The following is a 20,677-nucleotide window of genomic DNA, read 5'->3' as shown; positions in this document are numbered from 1 at the left end:
TGAGAGGCTGGACAGGAAGAGAAGCGCGCAGTGCCGCGCCTGAACTTCTGGCCGGATGGAGCTGGTATCTGTGACCGTGTACCGCGACGCCAGGACAAGGCCGATCGCCGACGTCAGCGCCAATGACACACCGTCCCGGGTCTGCCTGATGATCGGGCAGTTGGGACTGGGCGGTGCCGAGAAGCAAATCGTCATGCTCGCCCGGGGGCTGGCCGCACGAGGCATCGAGACCACCCTGCTGCTGCTGTCCGACGGAGGGCCGCGTGAGGCGGAACTTGCCGGCTCCGGAGTGACGGTGATCCGACTGGGCTACCAGGGCATCCGGCCCTGGGTGAATCTCCGCACCGCCGTGAAACGGACGGCGATCGGCGTGAGGGCGTTCGCCCAGCTTGTGGCGCACCTGCGTCGCACACGACCGCAGGTCCTGCACGCCTACTTGTTCCACTGCTACATCGCGGCGGCGCCCGCGGCCCGTCTGGCACGGGTTCCGTTGTGTGTGGCCGGGCGGCGCAGTCTGGGCACCTCCCATCTGGGGCACCGCAGGTTTCTGGCCGCGGAACGGGCCGTGGAACGGGCCGCGAACGGCATCACGGACTACGTCGTGGCGAACGCGCATGCCGTCGCGGCGGAAGCCCGGCGCCAGGAAGGCCTGCCCGAACACAAGATCGGCGTCATTCACAACGGGATGGAGGAGGAGGACTTCCATCCGGCGCCTCCCGCAGCACTGGACACATCGCTCCCCGTGGTGGTGTGTGTGGCCAACCTCCACGTCTACAAGGGGCACCGGTACCTGCTGGACGCCATCAGCCGGGTGCAGCAGCGCGGGGTGCCGTGCACACTCGTGCTGATCGGAGCAGGCGGGGAGCGCTCCCGGCTGCAGAGCCAGGCCGACGGGCTGGACATCGACGTACGTTTTCTGGGCCAGCGCACTGATGTGCCTGCCTTCCTCGCCCGAGCGGACGTCGTCGTACTGCCGTCCCTGCAGGAGGGATTGAGCAACGCGGTCATGGAGGCCATGGCGGCCGGCCGGCCCGTCGTCGCGACCGCGGTGGGCGGCACTCCCGAACTGCTGCGAGGTCGCGGGGTACTGGTGCCGCCCGCGGACGCGGAGGCCCTGGCCGAGGGAGTGCACCAGATGCTCACCGACCGCGCATCAGCCGCACGGCTCGGCAACGCCGCCCGGCAGTGGGCGCTCGAGAACCTGAGCGCGGACACCATGGTGGAGCGGCACGTCACCCTCTACCGGGAACTGCTGGAGCGCAGAAGCCTCAGGTGAGCGCGGCGCCGGTTTCAGTACGTCATCGAGCGGAACGAGTTCCGCCACCCATCGTGTGAGTGTTGACGGAAGGAAAACCGAAGTGAGGAAGACCTCGCTCACGTTCTGGGGTGTCCGCTGCTTCTACATGCTGATCGGGCAGCGGCTGCACTTGCGTGCCCCGGGTGCCCTTCGGCTGCGAGGCTGGTGCGCCCAGAAGATCTGCGAGGACGTGCAGCTGCCGGTCACCATCAACCCCGGCGTGTGGCTGCCGCGCACCCTTCGGATGGGACCGTACGCCGGCATCGGGCAAGGCACCATCTTCCTCGGCCTGGGCACCGTGTCCCTGGGCCCGCATGTGACCATGGGGCCGGAGTGCCTGTTCATCACGGGGGATCATCCTGTTCCCCGAGCGGGCGGGAACTTCCGTGACCACGCCTCGGTTCACCGGGACATCGTCGTCGAGGAGGATGTCTTTCTCGGCGCCCGGGTGACCATCCTGCCCGGGGTGACCATTGGCCGCGGGGCTGCCGTGGGCGCGGGCAGCGTGGTGACGAAGGATGTTCCCCCTGAAGCAGTCGTTGCGGGAAACCCTGCCAGAGTGATCCGTGCTCGCGAACAAGCATGAAACCGCGCCGGGAAGCATCCGACTCATGAGTCCGGCAAGAACTCGACACGCGGTCCTTGCCCGCCTGAAAGCTAACCACCGGTTAGCATTTTCCGCATGCACAGGAGATTGGCTGACGGCCTTGCGGAAAAGAACCGGGACCGTTCCTGGTTCGAGACCCTTCGTTGCCCGAACTGCCGTGTGCGGCTACACGGAGAGACCACTCTGTCCTGCAAAGATTGTGGACGGAACTATCCGGTACGCGAGGGGATCCCGCGATTCGTTCCCGAGGACAACTACGGGAAATCATTCGGGTATCAATGGAATGTACATCGGGTCACCCAGCTCGACTCGTATGTGGGGCTCCCCGTATCCAGAGATCGCCTTCTGCGGGAGAGCGGCTGGACCGCTGATGAACTTCAGGGCCGTGAGGTTCTTGAGTGCGGAAGCGGTGCCGGACGCTTCACCGAGGTGCTGTGCCAGACCGGCGCTGCCGTTACCTCCTTCGACCTCTCCAACGCGGTGGACGCCAACGCCACATCAAATGGCCGATTCGCCAACCTGAGGCTGCTTCAAGCCAGCATTTACGACCTTCCTCTGGTGGATGAGTCGTTCGACCACCTCGTCTGTCTCGGGGTCGTCCAGCACACACCTGACGTCGAGCGGACCTTCAAGACCATCTTCCGTTATCTGCGTCCCGGGGGAAAATTCTGCATCGACGTGTACGCAGCGATCGTCGCCTATCCGCATCTGCGGCAACTGCTGCGGCCCGTCACCAAACGCATTCCTCCGAACAAGCTCTACAGCGTTGTCCAAACCGCCACCCCTCGCCTCCTGCCGCTTTCCATGCGGCTCGGCGCAATCCCACGGGTGGGCGACTATCTGACGCGGCTCGTTCCCGTCGCCAATCACCGCCACCTCGGGTTGACCGACGCCGAAACCTTGCGGACCTGGTCGATTCTGGACACCTTCGACTGGCTCTCACCTCAGTTCGAGCGGCCCCAGCCTCGCCGCCGCCTCGAACGCTGGTGCAGGGACCTTCGCCTGAGTGAATTCGCGATCGAACGCATTCGCGGGCTCTATGTCGTCCGTGGAACGAAGTAGAAGGCCGGACGGCCCGCAATGGCATCGCCGTAGCGTGATCCGACCCGGGGCCGGCGATCGACCGGCCCACCATCCGGCGTGAGCAGATGTCGATCGCCGTGGACCGGATACAGCCTCGCTTCACGCCGAAGTCTGCGCGCGGTGCGCAGAAGCAGTACCGGCACCGACGGAGGCGCCGGGAGGTCCTGCCGCCGTCCGCGGAGGCTGTCGGTTCGGAAGACGGTCAGGTCACCGACGTCGCGCTGCGAGCCGCGGGTGACGTCTGTGCCGGGTCCTGGGCATCACATGAGGCGAAGACGTACTCGTTGCAGCCCAGGCCCCCTCAGCAGGTCTTGAGATGGCGCAGCTCCAGCCCATGGCGCCGACCCATGCGGAACACCTCTTCCGGAGCGGCGACTTCGAAGGGATAGCCTCCGACCCAGTCGATGAGGTCGTACCAAACGGACATGCCGCGAGCACGTCGGCCTCGGCCGCCGACAGGACGTCGCCCTGTCTTGGCCAGCTTCAACAAGGCGGCCGCGTGTTCAGGAGCCTTCAGATACATCCGGCTGCCGGCGACCAGCAACCCCCGCGCCACCGGGCCGGAGGAGTTGTAGGTGCGCTTGACGTGCCTCCAGGCGCGGCTGCGCAGGCCCTGATCGTTGTAGATCGACACATACAGCAACCCGCCGGGGGCAACCAGTCGGGAGGCAGTGTCCAACGCTTCCCACAAGGCGCCGGTGTGGTGCAGCACTCCCCAGGAATAGACGATGTCGAACTGCCCGAAGCGGGAGACGAAGGAGGAATCCAGCACCGAACCGTGCTCCACCCGCCAGTCGCTGTCGGGCGCGTACCGGTTACGCAGCTGCCTGGTGGTCGCCACGGCGTCAGGGTCGTAGTCGAAGGAGTGCACCTTCGCACCGAGCTGGCGAGCGGCAAGCGAGAACAGCCCGCTGCCACAGCCGATGTCCAAGAAAGTGCGCCCGGCAAGGTCGCCGGTTCCCAGGGCCGCAACGAGGGACTCCCGAGCGGCAGCGATACGGTCCTCGTCGACCAGCCTGCTGAACTTCTGCCAGTTGCGGCCGAAGGCGAAGCGTTTACCTTGCTCTACCTCGCTGGAGCAGTCGATCACCTCATGGTCTCCTTCCTCCTGGGACCATGTACCGCGCATTCCGGCAAACGTGTGCGCAACGGGGTAACGTGCGTACTGACGCGGGTATATCAGACGTCGGCCGAAAAGGGGCTCGACGCTGCGGTGATGGACACAAGAACCGACCGAATACCGGGACCTCGGCGCTCCCGCCATGCCTCCCAAAATCATTCCGACAGGGTTGCCCAAAGCAGCGGACACATACTTCGCGCCCTTGACAGATACCGGAGTGCGCTCGGCTTAATATCTGGCACATGTCGACTGCCACGCACCAACGCACTGGTTTCGGCATCCCACGCCTTCGCGTGATGAGAGTCATCACGCGAATGAATATCGGAGGTCCGGCCGTCCAGGTCTCGGCCCTCATGCGGGGGCTGGATACCGAGCGATTCGACCATCAGCTGATTGCCGGCCTTGTGGGTGCGGGTGAGGCGGACTATCTGGAGCAGCGGGCGCCCGACCTTCCGGTCCATCGGCTCAATGGCCTGGGCCGGACTGTGCGGCCCACGGACGATGCGCGCTGCCTGCTCGAACTGGCGGCAGCCATGCGCCGATTCCGGCCCCATATCGTCCACACGCACACAGCGAAGGCGGGTGCGCTGGGGCGGGCGGCTGCCGTGCTGGCGCGTGTCCCCTCAAGGGTGCACACATTTCACGGCCATCTCCTGCATGGTTATTTCTCCCCGACGAAGACCCGCGTCCTGGTGCAGACCGAGCGCAGGCTGGCAGCCCTCAGCGATCGGTTGGTTGCCGTGGGCAGCCGGGTGCGGGACGATCTCGTCGCCGCCGGTATCGGAAAGGCGGACCAATTCACGGTCGTGCCGCCCGGCACCAGGCTCGCAACCGCACCGGAGCCCTCGGAAGCCCGGCGACTACTCGGACTCCCGCAGGGCTGTCCCGTGGTTGCCTATGTGGGACGAATTACCGGAATCAAGCGACCCGACCGCTTTCTCGCCGTAGCCCGCGAGGTGCGCCGCACCGTACCCGCAGCGCATTTCGTGGTGTGTGGATCGGGCGACTTCCAGCCGGATCCGGAAGCGGTCACCGACCTCGGTGACTCGCTCCACCTGCTGGGCTGGCGTGCAGACGTGGAGACCGTATACGCGGCGTCCGACCTGGTGTTGCTGACCTCGGACAACGAAGGCATGCCCGTCAGTCTGATCGAGGCCGGCCTGGCGGGGCTGCCGGCGGTGGCCACAAACGTCGGCAGCGTCGCGGAGGTCGTACAGGACGGAACGACGGGGCTCCTGGCCGGGCTGTCGTCCGGTGAACTCGCTCGCCACACCGTGACTCTGCTGCGCGACGGGGAACTGCGCCAGGAGATGGGGGCACGAGCGCGTACGTTCACCAGCCGGCGCTTCAGCGAGGAACGTCTGGTGGCCGACACACAGGCTCTCTACACCTCCATCGCCGTCGCCCGCGGCTGGTGGACCGCATCCCCGTTCGAAAGGTGAGCACTGTTGAACGTCCTTGTTACGGGAGGCGCCGGCTTCATCGGCGCCAACCTTTGCCGAGAGCTTGCATCCCGCCCGACTGTGGGCAAGGTCATCGCTCTGGACGACCTGAGCACAGGTTTCGCAGCCAACCTGGCGGGAGTCGACGCGGAGCTGATCGAGGGCAGCATTCTCGACCCCGACCTCCTCGACAGCGTCGTCGCCGGAATGGACGCTGTCGTCCACCTCGCAGCCCGCCCGTCCGTGCCGCGCTCGCTGGCGGACCCGGTCGCCAGTCATCACGTCAATGCGACCGGGACGGTGTACGTCCTCGAGGCCTGCCGACGCGCAGGCCTCCCGGTGGTCGCCGCCTCGTCCTCCTCGGTCTACGGTGCCGTTCCCGTGCTTCCAAAGCATGAGGAGCTGCCGACCCAGCCCATGAGCCCCTACGCCGCGAGCAAACTCGCCACCGAGTCCTATGCCCTCGCCTACGGCGCCTCGTTCGGCCTCCGGGTTCTGGCGTTTCGGTTCTTCAACGTCTACGGGCCGTTGCAGCCGGCCGGCCATGCCTATGCCGCCGTGATCCCGGCCTTCATCGATGCCATGCTGCGCGGCACGCCCGCGAGGGTTTTCGGCGACGGCCTGCAGACGCGGGACTTCACGTATGTGGGAACCGTCGTCAGGGTGCTGGCCGATGCGGTCCTGCGCAAGGTCGCGTACCCCGGTCCGGTGAACCTGGCCTTCGGTACCCGGGTGCCCCTCATCGACATCGCCCAGCAGCTCGCGGAAATCATCGGGTCGCCGGCCGACATCCGGCACGAGGCGGCGAGGGCGGGAGACGTCCGCCACTCCCAGGCCGCGGATGGTCTGCTGCGCGAGCTCTTCCCCGATGTCGCCCAAGTGCCGCTGCCGCGTGGACTGGCCGAGACGGTGCGCTGGTTCCGTACCCTGCCCGAGTACGCCGAGCTGCCACCGGCCAAGTCCCTCACGGTGGAAGTGGGCTGACGACAGAGTTGAGGGGAGCCACGGCGACACACCGTGGCTCCCCTCAGCTCTGTGCGTCCGCGCTCACGGCATACACAGGGACCCTCAGAAGCAGCCCCGAGGCCACCAGGGTGACCGAGACAACCGTGACCAGCACGGCGTTCTGCGGGAGGACCTTGAACATGACGAGCACCGCTGTCAGGCATGTCATGGCCGCGAAGCCCCCGATGACAACGGCTACCTGACGAACCGTCAGTCCCAAGCGACGGAGTCTGTGGGCGATGTGATCCCTACCGCCCTGCAGCACAGGTCTGCCCTCCCTGCGTCGCGCGACCATGACCAGTCCGGTGTCCGCGGTGACGACCAAGGTGACGAGGAACAGACTGGTGTACCCGGACAGGGCGCCGTTGTCCCTGTGCAGAGACACCGTGGCGGACGACACCAGAAAGCCCACGAAAAGCGAGCCCGCGTCACCCAGAAAGATCCGCGCCGGATGCCAGTTGTGGAAGAGGAAGCCTGCGCACGCCCCGGCCAGGGCGGCCATGACCGAGGCAGTGCCCACCAGACCGCCGGAGAGAGCGGCGCAGCAGAGGAATCCCGCGGTGACCACGGTCACGGTGGAGACCACGCCGTCCATGTTGTCCAGCAGGTTGAAGGCGTTGGTGGTGAAGAGGATCCACGCGACCGCGACGACCACGTCGAGCCATGTACCGAAGAGCACGGGATGGCCGCACCACAGAACCACCACCAGGGCTGCCGCCGCCTCGATGCAGACACGAAGACGGATGCTGAGCGGACGCAGGTCGTCTGCGAGGCCGAGAACGGCGATGAGCGCAGCGCATGTGAGCACGACGCCAACCGTGGTGTCGTGCTCCTTCGCGGCGAGTGTCGCCACACTCGCGGAGCACAGGGTGGCAAACGCGACCGCGATGCCGCCGAGATAAGGCGTGGGGTGGACATGGATTCTGCGTGCATTCGGCTGGTCGGTGTATCCGCGCCGCAGGGCCAGCCGCCGCAGTGGCTCGGTCAGCAGGGCAGCGATGAGCAGAGCCCCCAGCCCCGCGACTGCCGACACCAACCAGGGGCTCAGACCGGACATGGACCCGCCAACACGGTCTGGCCGGTGGAATTGTCTGTTTCCCCCCTGGCCTGGCCGTCGGCGACAAGCCCGAGTACCTGCCGCCTCACCTCGCTTCGGGCATCCGCGACGGCGTCCGCCAGCACATCGTCGAGGTTCCGTTGCGGCTGCCAGCCGGTGAAGGCCCTTAGTTTCGTGGTGTCGGGGACGCGACGCTCCATGTCTTCGAACCCCGGTCCGTAGGCCTCGCTGTACGAGAGACGGTGCACGGACGAAGTGCTCTCGGCGCAGGCAATGATCCGCTCCGCGAGATCCAGAATGCTGATCTCCTCGTCGCTGCCGACATTGAAGGTCTCACCTACGGAATCCGGAAGGTCGATCAGCGACAGGAGCGCTTCGACCACATCCGCGACATGCAGGAAACAGCGGCTCTGCTGCCCGGTGCCGTAGACGGTGAGGTGTTCTCCCCGGACCGACTGACGGGCGAATCTCGGGATGACCATGCCATAGGCGGGGCTCTGCCGGGGACCGACGGTGTTGAAGAACCGCACGATGGTGGCACGCAGTCCGTACTCCCTGCGGTACAGCTCGGCGAGGATTTCGTCGACCGCCTTGGCGGTGCTGTAGGACCACCGCGGGACGGAGGGACTGCCCAGGATGCGGTCGGAGGTCTCGTTCAGCGGTCCGGAGGAGTTCTTGCCGTAGATCTCCGATGTACTGGCCAGGATTACCCTTCGGCCATAGCGGTGAGCGGACCCGATGACGGTTTCGGTGCCTTTGGTGTTGATAGTGAAGGAATTCAGCGGCTGTTCGACGATGAGTTTCACGCCTACGGCTGCCGCCAGGTGCACTACAAAATCACATGCACGCACCAAATCGTCTACGAGCGGCGCATCCAGTACCGAGCCCTGGATGAATTGGAAGTTACCCTGCTCGCGCGCATGCGCAAGGTTCTCCAGGCGTCCGGTGCTGAGGTCATCGAGTGCGACGACCGGCTCACCACGTGCCAGCAGCGCATCGACGAGATGGGAACCGATGAAGCCGGCTCCTCCGGTGACCAGGTACTTCGGACGATCCATCACGCCGTCACTCCAGGTTTGCGGGTGGGGCGTTGCCGGGGGCATGTGCACCGGCGACGCATGGCAACGATAACCGGGGATAACGCAAATAGAATGAATGGAACCCGCAATTAGCCCGTTCGTGCCCCCTTGGCGGCCGAGATGGCTCCATTCGCCTGACAAGTGTCACTCAAGAGATGGACGGGAACCGCGTCGAGCGAGTGTCAGGCATATTCCTCCGAAACATTCTGGTTGGCAAGCAGATAGAGGTCTCACCGTGTCGGCGGCAACAATGTCTGCGTCATCACGGTGTCCGCCCCCTGAAGGACGGCGTCCCCGACCCGAGTTTCGTGGAGACCGCGCTGAATCACATGGGGGCGCCGCCGAGGGGACGCCCGTGCACTCCGTTGGGGTACTAAAGCGCGAGCATGCATGCCATGTGCCCCAAATCCCTCAGCGTGGTCCTAGCGTGACTGTCCACTCACTCACTCCGATCGGGGATGGCCTTGGATTTGCGCGAATACCTACGAGTCCTTTCCCGCCGATGGCACGTCATCACCCTTGTGGCTTTGCTGGGGACGGGGGCAGGCATCCTGACAAGTGCCTTGGCCACTCCCGAGTACCGGGCAACGACCACGCTGTTCGCTTCCCTCCAGGGTGGTGCCGACACGTCCCAGCTGAATCAGGGGAACGCGTTCACCCAGGCGAGAGTCCAGTCCTACGCCGATGTGGCGGCCAGCCCGGAGGTGACCAAGCCGGTCGTGAAATCCCTCCAGCTCGATTTGACGCCGTCTCAGCTGGCTGAGCGGATCTCGGCCGAGGCGCCGCTCAACACGGTGCTGGTCCGTCTGACCGTCACCGACACCCAGGCGTCACGAGCTGCCCGGATGAGCAACGCGGTCGCCGCTCGCTTCGCACAGGTGATCAGAGAGCTGGAACGTCCGGAGAAGAGCAAGTCCGCTTCCCCGGTGCGACTCACCGTCACCCAGCCTGCCACCGTGCCGTCCGCGCCTTCGTCCCCGAACACCACTCTCAATGTCGCGCTCGGTCTGGCGGTGGGCCTGGTTCTCGGGCTGGGCCTGGGTGTCGCACTGGAGACAGTGGACACGTCGATGCGTGATTCCAAAGCCCTCGCCGAGTGCCTGGCAGGGGCCGGGGGGCCTCCCGTGCTGTCCAGCATCGTGCAGGACCCGCGAGCTGTACGGCAGCCGGTCTCCTTGCGCGACGACAGGCACGGTCCTCGTGCGGAGGGCTTCCGGAAGCTTCGGGTCAATCTGCAGTTCGCGGACGTGGACCAGCGGCCGAAGGTGATCGCCGTCACCAGCCCGCTGCCCCGTGAGGGCAAGAGCAGCGTGTCGGTCAACCTGGCCGCCACACTGGCCGAAGAGGGCGCGAGGGTGTGTCTGATCGACTGCGACCTGCGCCGCCCATCGATTGCTCCAGCCCTTGGCCTGGTCAGGGATGCCGGGCTCACCACAGCTCTGGTGGGCCAGGCCGAACTGCATCAGGTACTGCAGTCGGCCGGGTCCTTCTCCGTGCTCACCAGTGGGATGATTCCGCCCAACCCGACGCAGCTCCTCGGAAGCACCCAGTTCGGCTCCTTGCTGCACACTCTTGCCGAGCAATTCGACCATGTCGTGGTGGACACCCCTCCGGTGCTCCCCTTCGCCGACACGGCAGCGATGGCACCCGCAATTGACGGTTACCTGCTCGTGGCGCGCGCCGGGCGGACAAGCAGGAGCCAGGTCGTCGACGCCTTGCGCATCCTCGAACGCGTCAACGTCCCTGTGCTGGGGGCCGTCATGAATGGCGCTCCGGCACGCGGGGAGGGCGATGCATACGGCTATGCGTACAAGTACCGGCCGAAGCAGAACACGACAGAACGACTCACCGCGCTCGTGTCGTCGCGCTTTGCGGCGGTGGTCCCCGGCCGAGGGACCGCTGCCAAGAGGCACGGGACGCCGGCTTCGGCCACGACACGACCGCAGAACCAGGTGACCCGGCCGGTGTTCGTGGACAGCCTGTCCCCTTCGGTCGTCCCCTCGCCCCCCAACGGCGGCGAGCCGACGCCGGGGCAACTACGCCTTGGGAGCGAGCGTCCGTGAGCCGGTCGGGCGGGGCAGGGTTGCTCTTGTCGGCCACCGTGCCGGTGTGAGGCGTCATGCGTCTGGCACCGGCGATCCCTGTCGTGGTCGTGGCCCTGGTCAGTGGGATGCTCGTCCCGTCGTGCGGGACGGGTAGCGGAGCCGAGGGCCGCGGCCCGGGCATGCATGGGCGGGCCGCGGCAGGGGTCGAGCGGTTGAAGGTGGAGGTCGTCGAGGTCCTGCCCCATGACCCGAAGGCCTTCACCCAGGGCCTGGAGATGACCGGCGGCATGCTGTACGAGAGCACAGGCGTGGCCGGACAGTCGTCGGTTCGGGCGGGGCCGCTCGGCAAGCCTCCCGCGGTCCGCGCCGATCTGCCCCTGCCGCTGTTCGGCGAGGGAATCACCGTTATGGGGCCGACTCTGTGGCAGCTCACCTGGCAGGACGGTGTCGCGGTCGAACGGGACGCGAGGACGCTGGCCGAGTTGCGCCGTGTCCCCTACCGGGACGAAGGCTGGGGAGTGTGCCACCAGCGGCACCGCGACCGGCTGGTGACGAGCAACGGCTCCTCCCGCCTCACGTTTCGGGACCCCGGAACACTCGCGAAGACAGGGGAGGTTGCCGTCACCGCTCATGGGCGGCCCGTGAGCCTGCTGAACGAGCTGGAATGCGTCGGTGACCTCGTGTACGCAAACGTCTGGTCTGCCGATCGGATTGTGCGTATCGACGCCAACACCGGCACGGTGACCGGCGACATTGATGTTCCGGCACTGCTCAGCGCAGCCGAGAGGCGGCGCGCGAACGTCCTGAACGGTATCGCGGCCATTCCCGGGACCCATCAGTTCCTGCTCACCGGCAAGTGGTGGCCCAAGATGTTCCGGGTCGCCTTCGTTCCCAGGTGACTCAACATGCAGGGCCATTGCAGTGCTGATCGGCGACATTCCGCTGCCTCATGGGCAGGGATCTGACCATGCCCATGCTCGTCGGAACCTCGGGGTGGCAGTACAAGGACTGGCGCGGCGTTCTCTATCCGCCCGAGCAACCGCAGCGGCTGTGGCTGGAGGAGTACGCCCGGCACTTCGCCACTGTGGAGAACAACAACGCCTTCTACCGGCTTCCCACCACGGAGAACTTCGCCTCCTGGCGGGAGCGGACGCCGGAGGGCTTCGTCATGGCGGTCAAGGCCAGTCGCTATCTGACCCATGTGAAGCGGCTGCACGACCCCGAGGAGCCGGTCCGCCGGCTGATGGACCGGACCGAGGGCCTGGGCCATCGGCTGGGGCCCGTCCTGCTGCAACTGCCGCCCAACTTCCGGCAGGACATCGGGGCTCTGGATGCCTGCCTGAGCTGCTTTCCCGGCACGGTCCGGGTGGCCGTCGAATTCCGCCACACCTCGTGGTGGGAGGCGGAGCGGGAGCTTCGGCAGTTGCTGGAACGGCACAGCAGCGCACTGTGCTGGGCGGATCGGGGGTCCCGCCCGGTGACACCACTGTGGCGTACAGCCTCGTGGGGGTACGTGCGGTTGCACGGCGGCATCGCCGAGCCCCCGCCGCGCTACGGCCGCCAAGCGCTGAAGTCCTGGGCCCGACGCATCTCCGACGCCTGGCCGGACGAGGACGATGTGTATGTGTACTTCAACAACGACCTGGGCGGTGCGGCGGTCGTGGACGCCGCGAAATTCGCCCGGGCAGCGGCCGCGTTGGGCCGGACAGTGAGCCGTACGCCGTCGGTCCTGGCGGCGGGCGGAAGCGGAGCCACGGACCTACGATGAGATGACCGTCGAGTCGAACCGGCGTTCCAGAGGAGGCTGCGATGGAGGAGCATTTCGTCTGGGTGACGACGCGCCGCATCAAGCCGGGCGCGTTGGAGGAGTTCGAGAGGGTCTGGCGCCCTGCTCCGCACCCGCAAGGCCTGCGCCGCGCCTATGCGTACTGGTCCGAGGACGGACGGGAGATCACCGGGGTGTCGTTCTGGGACACCAGAGAGGCGTGCGATTCCTGGCGGGCCTCCGAGGCGGAGACACAGCGGCGTGCGGCCATGGCCCCTTACGTCGTAGAGGAGCGCGAAGGCTTCTACCGCGGCCGCGAGCTCGGCGTCGGCTCCGCCTGAGACCGCCGCGGCGCTCACCGCCGCCGGACTCCCCCCTGCCTCCGGGGCCACTGGAGACATGGCCCCGGACCGACCGTGGCGCGGCGGACACGATCAGCCGGCCGTCGCCGGCTGCGCCTGCGGCACATCGACGAGAGTGGTCGGCAGGGCAAGGTACGCCGTGACTCCGCAGACTCCCTCCTGCCCCTGGGTGGGGCGCAGTTCGACCTGGGCGCCGAGCCGGGCTGCGAGGGTCCCGACGACGAAGTGGCCGAGATAGCGGGTGGGGGCGACCAGGAAGGACTCCCGGCCCGCGAGCCGGGCGTTGGAACGGGTCAGTTCCTCGGCGGTCATCCCGGAGCCGCGGTCGACGACCGCGAGGCAGTACTCGCCGCCGTCGCGCCAGCCGTAGACCTCGACCGGACGCGTAGGCGGTGAGAAGAGCAGGGCGTTCTCGATGAGTTCGGCGAGCAGATGGGAGAGCTCGGCGACGGCCCGGCCGCGGATCCGGCCCTCCTGTACGTCGACCACGGCGACGCGCTGATACTGCTCCACCTCGGCGATCGCCGACTGCACCACCTCGGCCGCCGACACCAGTCCCGACCAGGTCCGCGGCGGCAGCTCCTCCCCCGCGAGCACGAGCAGCGACTCGGCATTGCGGCGCATGCGAGTGGCCAGGTGGTCGAGTTCGAAGAGCTCGCCGAGTGCGTCCGGGTCGATCTCCTGACTCTCCAGCGTGGTGATCAGGCCGAGCTGGCGGGAGAGCAGTGCCTGATTGCGGCGGCCGAGGGAGGCGAGCGACTCGGAGCTGTTGCGGCGCAGCACAGCCTGCTCGGTCGCAAGACCTATCGCAGTGTGCTCGACATTGTGCAGGACGGTAGCGAGCCGGGTGATCTCGCGGGCGCTGTCAGGCACCCTGCGGGACGGTCCGGAGTCGAGTTCGTCGTCCGCCTCGGCCTCCTGGATCCGGGCGACAGCGGCGGGCAGCCCGGTACGGGCGACCGAGTCGGCCTCATCGGCGAGTGCGACGAGCGGCCGGGTGATCGAGCGGGCGGAGAGCACGGCGAGTGCGGCCGCGACCGCGAGGATCAGCACACCGAGGCCGATGAAGCCGCCCAGCTGGCCGGTGGCCTCGTCCCCGAACCGGTCCGCGCGAACCCGGACTTCGGCGCCGATCTGCCGCTGAACGCCATGGAGTTGGTCGACGAGCGCGGTCATCGACGACCACCATGTGCCGGGGTCCACGGCGAGCCGGCTGCCATCGGCTCCGCCCTCGGCCCGCTTCTCGTAGCCGATGGCCCGCCGGGCGCCCGCGGTGGCGAAGGCGGCGTCGAGCGCGGACTGCTGGGCGGGGGTGGCGAGTTCGGCGTACTGGGCCAGGAAGGCCAGCCGGGCCGCCCGCACCTCGGTGAAGTCGAGGAACTCGCTCCCCTTGAAACGCCCTGCCGCGAAGACCCCGTTGAGGGAGCCGCGCTCAAGAGCGACGGCCTCGGTGGCTCGGACGAGGGCCTGCCAGGCGCCCATCGCCTCGGCGAGGCGGCGGTCACCGCGAGCCGGTTCCGCGGCTGCGGCGTCGATCAGTCCATCGATCGCCCTGGTGTACGCGGCCAGGGTTGGGGCGCGCTGACCAGTGCCGCCGTCAACCTGGCGGCGTACGGCGGCCAGTGCCGCGACCGGGGCGAGCGCCTCCCGTAAGGCGTCTGCGGTGTCCGCTCCCGCGGCCCCCGCCCCGAGCAGGGCGTCGAATCCGGCACGGGCGGTTTCGGTGCGTGCGCGCTGGACATCGACGTCGTCGCGGTACTTCGCGGCGCCGCCCAGCAGGCCATTGGTGAGGCCACGTTCGCGCTGGAGCTCACGCACCAGGTCCTGGGCCTTGAGGAGGAGCTCGACTCGGCCGGCGGTCTCGCGCGCCGCGGACCAGTCGGCAGCCCGGTCGGCGACGCCGAGGCCGGTCACGACCAGCAGCAGACAGGTGGGGACGGCGAGCACGATGGCCACACGGCCGCGGATCGTGCCCCAGCCGGGCAGAGCGGGCGGTTGCTGTAACAGGCGTCGCTGGATGCGCATCACATCCGACGACGTTACGAACCGGGGTGCCCGGCGTGGTTTCTCGGGGGTAAGGGTCTGGTTGCTACTGGTTCACAGGAGGCCGGGCCGCGGCGGGCACCGTACGCCACCGTTTCGTAACGCAGCGGCCGTGCCCACGGCCCTGGGCGGCCCACATCCGCAGCCGACCGGATCCTGACGGACGCAGATCCGGCTGTTTGCTGGTACACGATGGGGTGGGTGCCGGTGTGGTGCAGGGAGCCGAGAGGGCGGGAGGCGCGGATGGGTGGTGACGTCGGTCGGGGACGGGTGCTGGTGGTGGACGACGATCCGGCGATCCGGCGTTCGCTGGAGCGGGGACTGCGGTTGGCCGGTTTCGCGGTGGCGCTGGCCGAGGGAGGGCGGCCCGCCCTGGTCCATGTGCGCCGGGAGCCGACCGATGTGGTCGTGCTCGATATTTCGATGCCCGATCTCGACGGAATCCAGGTGTGCCGGGCGCTGCGCGACGACGGCAACGACCTGCCCGTACTGATGCTGTCGGCGCTGGACGAGACGGCGGACCGCATCGCGGGGCTGCAGGCCGGTGGCGACGACTACCTGATCAAGCCGTTCGCGTTGCAGGAGTTGGTGCTGCGGCTGGAGGCGCTGCTGCGCCGGCGGCCGCCGAGGGACACGGACATGGTCCGCATCGGCCTTCTGGTGCTGGATCCGGCGGCCCGGGAGGCAAGGCTGGACGGCGAGTTGCTGGTGCTGACCCGGCGGGAGTTCGAGCTGTTGGAGGTCCTGGCGCGCAACGCGGGGATCGTGCTCACCAGGGACCAGTTGCTGGAGCGGGTCTGGGGGTACGACTTCGAGGTGCGCACGGATGCCGTCGACACCTTCGTCAGCTATCTGCGGCGCAAGCTGGAGAGCGGCGGCCGGGCACGGATCATCCATACCGTGCGGGGCGTCGGTTTCGTCCTGCGCCCGGACAACGGGGGCCGGAGCGCGTGAAGCTGTCGACGCGTATCGCACTCGCCATTGGCGTGACGGTGCCGGTTCTGGTACTGGCGGCGGGATGGTTGCTGCTCCGGCTGGTCGCCCGTGATCTGCATGCGGAGCAGGACGCGCATCTACGGGAGCGTGCGGCAGTGGCCGCGGGGGACGCCCGCCGGCTGTTGCGGGCCACCGCCGCCGACCGTCCCGCTGCGGTCGAGCAGGCCCGTGAGCGGCAGTTGTACGCCTCCGGCCTGGATGTCGGTATCCGGCTGACCGGGCCGCGGGGCACCGTCTCGGGCGGCCCGCAGCCCGATGCTTCCGTACCACTTCCGCAGAGCACTCGGACGCCGGTCACCGTCGAGGAAGGGGCCAGGAGCTGGCGGGTGCTGTCAGTGCGTCTGCAGGGCTCGCGCCCCGGTGTCGACGGCACACTGTGGCTGTTCTCCCCCGATACCGCGAGCGAGGACCAACTGGCTCTCGTACGCCGGCGCGTGGTGACCGTGGCGCTGCTGGCCGCGCCGTTGTCCGGGCTGCTGGCTCTGGCTGTCGCCTCGCGGGCCGGCCGCCCGCTGCGCCGACTGCAACAGCGCACCAGCGGCCTCGATCCGAGGGTGGATGCGGCGCGGCTCGACCACAGCCGGACGGGGGTCACCGAGGTCGACGACCTCGCCCGTACGCTGCAGACCGTACTGGCCCGCTATGACGAGCAGGCCGCGCGGACCACGGGTGCCCTGACCACAGCCCGGTCGTTCGCTTCCGCCGCGGCGCATGAACTGCGCACCCCGCTGATGAGCATGCAGACGAACCTGGAGATCCTCGCCGAGCATCCCGACCTCGCATCGGCTGACCGGGACGAGGTCCTGAGGGATCTCCGGGCCGAGCACGCCCGGCTGCTGAGCCTGCTGGTGATGCTCAGGGAACTCGGACGGGGCGACCTGGTCGAGGCCGATGCCTTCGGTCCGGTGGACCTCACCGAAGTGATCGACGCCTCCGTCGCCGACGCCAGGCGCAGGCATCCCACAGCGGAGATCACCGTCCCGGTGATGCCGCGCCTCAGCGTGCACGCATGGGAGCCCGGAGTACGGACAATCGTCGACAACCTCCTGGCCAACGCCCTGACTCACGGTCGGGGCAGCGACGGACGGGCCCGGATCGAGCTGGGCCTTCGAGCGGGCGGACACCCCACGGGCTCGGTCGCCGTACTGACGGTGGACGACCACGGGCCCGGCATCCCGCCGCCACGCCGCGATGCGGTGTTCCATCGCTTCGAGCGCAGACCGGACAGCCCCGGCTCCGGGCTCGGCCTGACCCTGGTCGCGCAGCAGACCGCCCTGCACGGCGGCCGTGTACAGGTCCAGGACCGCCCTGGCGTCGGCGGCACGCGGATCGAGGTGCGGCTCCCGGTGCGGGAGAGCAGGCAGACCGAGATCCTCCTGCCGGCCGAGCGGGACTGGCTGACCGGAACTGCCCAGCGCCCACAAGGTTTCCACAAGGACGGCTCCTAACTTCTCGGCAGGCGCAGGCAGATGGGCCTCGCCCTGTTCCGGAGGAGAAACCGCCATGAGGACCGTCAAGACCGCCACCCTGGCTCTCACCGCCGTCGCCGCGCTGCTCGCCGCGGCAGGCACGGCCTCCGCCGGCGGAGGGACACCGTCGCCGGACGCCGCGCCCACCGGCGACGGCGCCCAGGCTCTCTGCAAGCGGGTCCCGAAGATCGAGAAGCGTCTCGATCGAGCCCTGGCCCGCCTCGACGGGAACGCGACGCAGCGCGGCTCCATCGCGCGGCTGGCGAAGCGGGTCGAGAACGCCAAGGCAGCCGGTCACACGGAGATCGAGACCTACCTCAACGACAAGCTCACCTTCCGCCGCTCGCTCGTTCCCACCCTCGAGAAGCGCCGGAAGGACCTGACCGCCGTCAAGACCTGGTGCGAGGCGAACAACAACGGGAGCGAGAACTGATGTCCCGCCGACGCACCGCCACCGCCGTCGCGGCGACCCTCCTGTTCCTCACGGCCCTCACCGGCTGCGGGCAGAACAGCGACGAGAAAGTCGGCGGTACGCCCGACGGCCCCGTGACCACAAGCCCCGCAGAGGTCACCGACATGAAGGCACTCGTGGATGCCGCCGAGTCGGCCGCTGCCGCAGCGGAATCCGCGGCGGCGGAGGACGGGCGGGGCTGATCGGGCGGAGAACGCGCAGGGACGGCCACCCCGCGGCCTGTCGGGATGCAGTCGCGCTGACGCAGGGCGACGATGGACGCACCGTGTGAAAGGCGGAGGCCGATGTCGAAATACCTTGTCAGAGCCAGGTTGACCGTGGATGGGCTGAAGGGCCTGCTCAAGGAAGGCGCTACGGCGCGCCGTGAGGTCGTCGAGCGCATGGTCCAGAGCCTGGGGGGTCAGCTCGAATCGATGTACTGGGCATTCGGCGAGGAGGACATCTATGTCACGGTGGACCTGCCGAGCAACGCCTCCGCCGCGGCCTTGGGTCTCGTTGTGTCGGCGGCCGGCGGCGTGCGCACGAGCATGGTCGTGCTGCTGACGCCCGAGGAGATCGACGAGGCGGTCCGCCAGAAGGTGGACTACCGCGCACCCGGCGCCTGACGCGTCATCGCTTCTGTGGACGCGCCCTGAACCGCCGCACACGGGCCGACCGGAATTCGGTCAACGGCCGGCTTGCGGAGCAGAAGCAGCGCCGCGTCGTCGTGGAGGCGGCCGCCCACGTGCGCCAGCAGCTCGTTGTGCAGCGCGGCGACGGTACGGGACGGCTCGTCCGACACATGCCGTGCCACCCGCTCGATGAGCGGGTAGAACTCACGACTGTGATTGCGGGCCTCGGTCACCCCGTCGGTGTAGAGAAGCAACTGGTCTCCGTCGGTGAAAGTCAGGACCTGAAGGCTGGGGGTCTCACCGGTGAGGGCGTTCAGCCCGAGAGGCGGAGCCGGATGGGTCGGTTCGACAGCCCTGACGTCGGATCCGCGAACCAGCAGCGGAGGGGCATGTCCGCAGTTGACTATCTCCATGCGCCCGGCCCCGGCGTACCCGGCGACAACGGCGGTGACGAAGTCGTCGGGACCAAGGTTGCGCGCCAGGCTCCGCTCGATCCTGCCGACGACATCCAGGAGATCCGGCTCGTCATAGGCGGCCTCGCGGAAGACACCGAGCACCAGCGCGGCGGTGCTCACCGCGGGCAGCCCTTTGCCACGCACATCACCGACGATCAGCCTGATCCCGTGAGGGGTGGGCACGAGCGCGTAGAGGTCCCCGCCGATTCGGGCCTCCGCCGCGGCGGCGCTGTAGCGGACAGCCACCTGGAACTGCCCGACAGTGGCAGGCACGGGCTTGAGTAGGGCGTGCTGAGCAGCCTCGGCGACTGAGCGGACGGCTTCCAGCACCCGTTCGCGACGCCCGCGCAGCGCGCTGGCCAGGCTGCCCGCGAGGGTGACGGCTATCAGTGCGGACAGCACGATTGCCTGCTCACGGCCCGGCGCACCGCCGCGTACGCCGAACACCGCGCCCAGTGCCACGGCGATGAAGCCGATACGGAGGACTCCCGACGGCCTGCTGGTGGCGGCGGCCAGCGTGGGTCCGACGGCGAGCAGCGGCAACCAGGTCGCCCCGGCTCCGCTGATGAGGGCGAGGAGCGCAACCGCAAAGACGATCAGCGCGGGGGCGCCGGCGAGGAGGGCGGCGGTGCGCGGCTGGTCGAGCTTCGTTGCCCCCGCGGCCAGGATTTCCCCCGGGCTGCCGTCCGGCCTGGCCGGCGCACCGGTGCCGGCAGTCCGCTTTCTGAGCTTCCAGATCCGTGGGCGGTCGTGCTGATCGTCTCGGGTCTGACTCATGTTCGCGTCCGCAACTCCCTGATCCGTTAGTGAGGCCTGAATCGCCCGGTATGTCCAGGTAACAGGTATGAGCGGGTGGGTCACAAGGGCAGGATTTTCAGATAGTGAGTGAAAGGCCCCTGGTCACGCGATTCGCTGCCGGGATCAGCTGCGCGAGGACTTGATCGATTCGGGAGAGCCGGTCCGCCCGGACGGAGACACCGAGCGAGCCGAGTGTCTGCCCGCTGTATACGGGCACGGCGACGCAGACCGTACCGAGGGAGTACTCCTCCAGGTCCATGACGGCCGGGGTGGCGGGTGACGAATCGAGCCGGCGGAGCAGTTCGGAACGGTGCGTGATCGTCCGTGGCGTGAGATCGGCGAGACGGTGCCGGGAGAGGTAGTCGCCGCGGGAGTCGTCGTCCAGCTCACGCAGAACGCACTTGCCCAGCGCCGTGGCGTGCCCGGCGTCCTCGAATCCCACCCAGAGGTCGGCCCGTGGTGCCCGGGGGCTGTCGACGATCTCGGCGACCCGGATCTCGCCGTCCTCGTAGAAGGTCAGATAGGCGGCCGCCGAAATCTCGTCCCGCAGAGCGGCGAGCGTGGGACGGATGCGCGTGAGCAGCGCCTGCCCACGGCTTCCGGCATGCAGCACGTGCAGCTTGTCCCCGATGACGAACCCGCCGTCGTCCAGCTTCCGTAGATACCCGTCGTTGACCATCGTCCGGAGCAGGTGGTACGTGGTGGCCAGGGGCAGCCCTACCTCACGCGCCAGCTGCTTCGCCGGTACGCCGCCCTCGTGTGCCCCCACGGCTTCCATCAAGCGGAAGGCTCGCTGCACGGAAGTGATGAGTGTTGGGCCCTCTTGAGCACCCATACCCCCAGATTGCGCCCGGCGCTTCGCGTTAGCAAGGCGCCTCTGCCTGGGGCGCCGACGTGACCCCGGACCGGATCCGTCCGGTTTGGTGCCCAAGCTCTTGTCGCAGCTCTCTTTGCCTGGTTGTCTACCCGGG

General features: G+C 68.1%; 20 protein-coding genes. 14 read left to right on the top strand and 6 right to left on the bottom strand.

Annotation, left to right across the window (positions count from 1 at the left end):
- Window positions 1-70: 70 nt before the first annotated feature.
- The 3 genes from AB0D12_RS06440 to AB0D12_RS06430 all read left to right on the top strand — a co-directional run bounded on the left by AB0D12_RS06440 (window position 71) and on the right by AB0D12_RS06430 (window position 2,966).
- A complete protein-coding gene (locus AB0D12_RS06440) occupies window positions 71-1,276 on the top strand; it encodes a glycosyltransferase (protein WP_362677670.1) in 1,206 nt (401 codons plus the stop codon).
- Window positions 1,277-1,358: 82 nt separating this feature from the next.
- Window positions 1,359-1,883, top strand: a complete 525-nt coding sequence (locus AB0D12_RS06435) for an acyltransferase (protein ID WP_362677668.1) — start codon at window positions 1,359-1,361, stop codon at window positions 1,881-1,883.
- A 96-nt stretch (window positions 1,884-1,979) separates the two neighbouring features.
- Entirely contained in the window at window positions 1,980-2,966 is a 987-nt protein-coding gene (locus AB0D12_RS06430) for a methyltransferase domain-containing protein (protein WP_362677666.1), read from the top strand.
- A gap of 322 nt (window positions 2,967-3,288) precedes the next feature.
- Here AB0D12_RS06430 and AB0D12_RS06425 read toward each other — a convergent pair whose 3' ends face one another.
- Window positions 3,289-4,116 (bottom strand): class I SAM-dependent methyltransferase, encoded by an 828-nt coding sequence (locus AB0D12_RS06425; RefSeq protein WP_362677664.1) that lies wholly within the window; start codon window positions 4,114-4,116, stop codon window positions 3,289-3,291.
- A 305-nt stretch (window positions 4,117-4,421) separates the two neighbouring features.
- On the opposite strand from AB0D12_RS06425, the gene AB0D12_RS06420 reads away from it, so the two are divergent.
- Entirely contained in the window at window positions 4,422-5,549 is a 1,128-nt protein-coding gene (locus tag AB0D12_RS06420) for a glycosyltransferase (RefSeq protein ID WP_362677662.1), read from the top strand.
- A 6-nt stretch (window positions 5,550-5,555) separates the two neighbouring features.
- Window positions 5,556-6,533 carry an NAD-dependent epimerase/dehydratase family protein gene (locus tag AB0D12_RS06415; protein WP_362677660.1) on the top strand — a complete coding sequence of 326 codons (978 nt, stop codon included), beginning with the start codon at window positions 5,556-5,558 and terminating at the stop codon, window positions 6,531-6,533.
- Between the two features lie 43 nt (window positions 6,534-6,576).
- Here the strand turns inward: AB0D12_RS06415 and AB0D12_RS06410 are convergent, their stop codons facing one another.
- Together AB0D12_RS06410 and AB0D12_RS06405 are read right to left on the bottom strand one after the other, a co-directional pair.
- Entirely contained in the window at window positions 6,577-7,587 is a 1,011-nt protein-coding gene (locus AB0D12_RS06410; protein WP_362677658.1) for an MraY family glycosyltransferase, read from the bottom strand.
- Between the two features lie 11 nt (window positions 7,588-7,598).
- Window positions 7,599-8,714, bottom strand: coding sequence for an NAD-dependent epimerase/dehydratase family protein (locus tag AB0D12_RS06405; RefSeq protein WP_362678011.1), 1,116 nt, complete (start codon window positions 8,712-8,714; stop codon window positions 7,599-7,601).
- A gap of 434 nt (window positions 8,715-9,148) precedes the next feature.
- Between AB0D12_RS06405 and AB0D12_RS06400 the strand changes: the two genes are divergently transcribed.
- The 4 genes from AB0D12_RS06400 to AB0D12_RS06385 all read left to right on the top strand — a co-directional run bounded on the left by AB0D12_RS06400 (window position 9,149) and on the right by AB0D12_RS06385 (window position 12,841).
- Complete coding sequence (locus AB0D12_RS06400; RefSeq protein WP_362677656.1) at window positions 9,149-10,753, top strand: polysaccharide biosynthesis tyrosine autokinase; 1,605 nt, start codon at window positions 9,149-9,151, stop codon at window positions 10,751-10,753.
- A gap of 56 nt (window positions 10,754-10,809) precedes the next feature.
- Window positions 10,810-11,634 (top strand): glutaminyl-peptide cyclotransferase, encoded by an 825-nt coding sequence (locus tag AB0D12_RS06395; RefSeq protein WP_362677654.1) that lies wholly within the window; start codon window positions 10,810-10,812, stop codon window positions 11,632-11,634.
- A gap of 68 nt (window positions 11,635-11,702) precedes the next feature.
- Window positions 11,703-12,503, top strand: a complete 801-nt coding sequence (locus AB0D12_RS06390) for a DUF72 domain-containing protein (RefSeq protein ID WP_362677652.1) — start codon at window positions 11,703-11,705, stop codon at window positions 12,501-12,503.
- 41 nt (window positions 12,504-12,544) lie between these two features.
- Window positions 12,545-12,841, top strand: a complete 297-nt coding sequence (locus AB0D12_RS06385; RefSeq protein WP_362677650.1) for an antibiotic biosynthesis monooxygenase — start codon at window positions 12,545-12,547, stop codon at window positions 12,839-12,841.
- Between the two features lie 93 nt (window positions 12,842-12,934).
- Here the strand turns inward: AB0D12_RS06385 and AB0D12_RS06380 are convergent, their stop codons facing one another.
- Window positions 12,935-14,887, bottom strand: coding sequence for a nitrate- and nitrite sensing domain-containing protein (locus AB0D12_RS06380; RefSeq protein ID WP_362677648.1), 1,953 nt, complete (start codon window positions 14,885-14,887; stop codon window positions 12,935-12,937).
- A gap of 261 nt (window positions 14,888-15,148) precedes the next feature.
- Here AB0D12_RS06380 and AB0D12_RS06375 point away from each other — a divergent pair, with 261 nt between their 5' ends.
- The 5 genes from AB0D12_RS06375 to AB0D12_RS06355 all read left to right on the top strand — a co-directional run bounded on the left by AB0D12_RS06375 (window position 15,149) and on the right by AB0D12_RS06355 (window position 18,447).
- Window positions 15,149-15,859, top strand: coding sequence for a response regulator transcription factor (locus AB0D12_RS06375; RefSeq protein WP_362677646.1), 711 nt, complete (start codon window positions 15,149-15,151; stop codon window positions 15,857-15,859).
- The gene (locus tag AB0D12_RS06370) at window positions 15,856-17,349 is read left to right on the top strand and encodes a HAMP domain-containing sensor histidine kinase (protein ID WP_362677644.1); all 1,494 of its coding nucleotides are present in this window, start codon (window positions 15,856-15,858) and stop codon (window positions 17,347-17,349) included. Before AB0D12_RS06375 ends, AB0D12_RS06370 begins: the two co-directional genes overlap by 4 nt.
- 55 nt (window positions 17,350-17,404) lie before the next feature.
- A complete protein-coding gene (locus AB0D12_RS06365; protein ID WP_362677642.1) occupies window positions 17,405-17,803 on the top strand; it encodes a hypothetical protein in 399 nt (132 codons plus the stop codon).
- Window positions 17,803-18,024 carry a hypothetical protein gene (locus AB0D12_RS06360; RefSeq protein ID WP_362677641.1) on the top strand — a complete coding sequence of 74 codons (222 nt, stop codon included), beginning with the start codon at window positions 17,803-17,805 and terminating at the stop codon, window positions 18,022-18,024. Before AB0D12_RS06365 ends, AB0D12_RS06360 begins: the two co-directional genes overlap by 1 nt.
- A gap of 102 nt (window positions 18,025-18,126) precedes the next feature.
- A complete protein-coding gene (locus AB0D12_RS06355) occupies window positions 18,127-18,447 on the top strand; it encodes a GYD domain-containing protein (protein ID WP_362677639.1) in 321 nt (106 codons plus the stop codon).
- Here the strand turns inward: AB0D12_RS06355 and AB0D12_RS06350 are convergent.
- A complete protein-coding gene (locus AB0D12_RS06350) occupies window positions 18,426-19,685 on the bottom strand; it encodes a PP2C family protein-serine/threonine phosphatase (RefSeq protein WP_362677637.1) in 1,260 nt (419 codons plus the stop codon). The genes AB0D12_RS06355 and AB0D12_RS06350 overlap by 22 nt on opposite strands.
- 97 nt (window positions 19,686-19,782) lie before the next feature.
- The gene (locus tag AB0D12_RS06345; protein ID WP_362677635.1) at window positions 19,783-20,541 is read right to left on the bottom strand and encodes an IclR family transcriptional regulator; all 759 of its coding nucleotides are present in this window, start codon (window positions 20,539-20,541) and stop codon (window positions 19,783-19,785) included.
- Between the last annotated feature and the right edge of the window lie 136 nt (window positions 20,542-20,677).

The organism is Streptomyces sp. NPDC048479 (assembly GCF_040651435.1).
Classification (GTDB): domain Bacteria; phylum Actinomycetota; class Actinomycetes; order Streptomycetales; family Streptomycetaceae; genus Streptomyces.
Note: the sequence above shows the minus strand (reverse complement) of the source record. Positions and strands in the feature narration are given on the sequence as shown.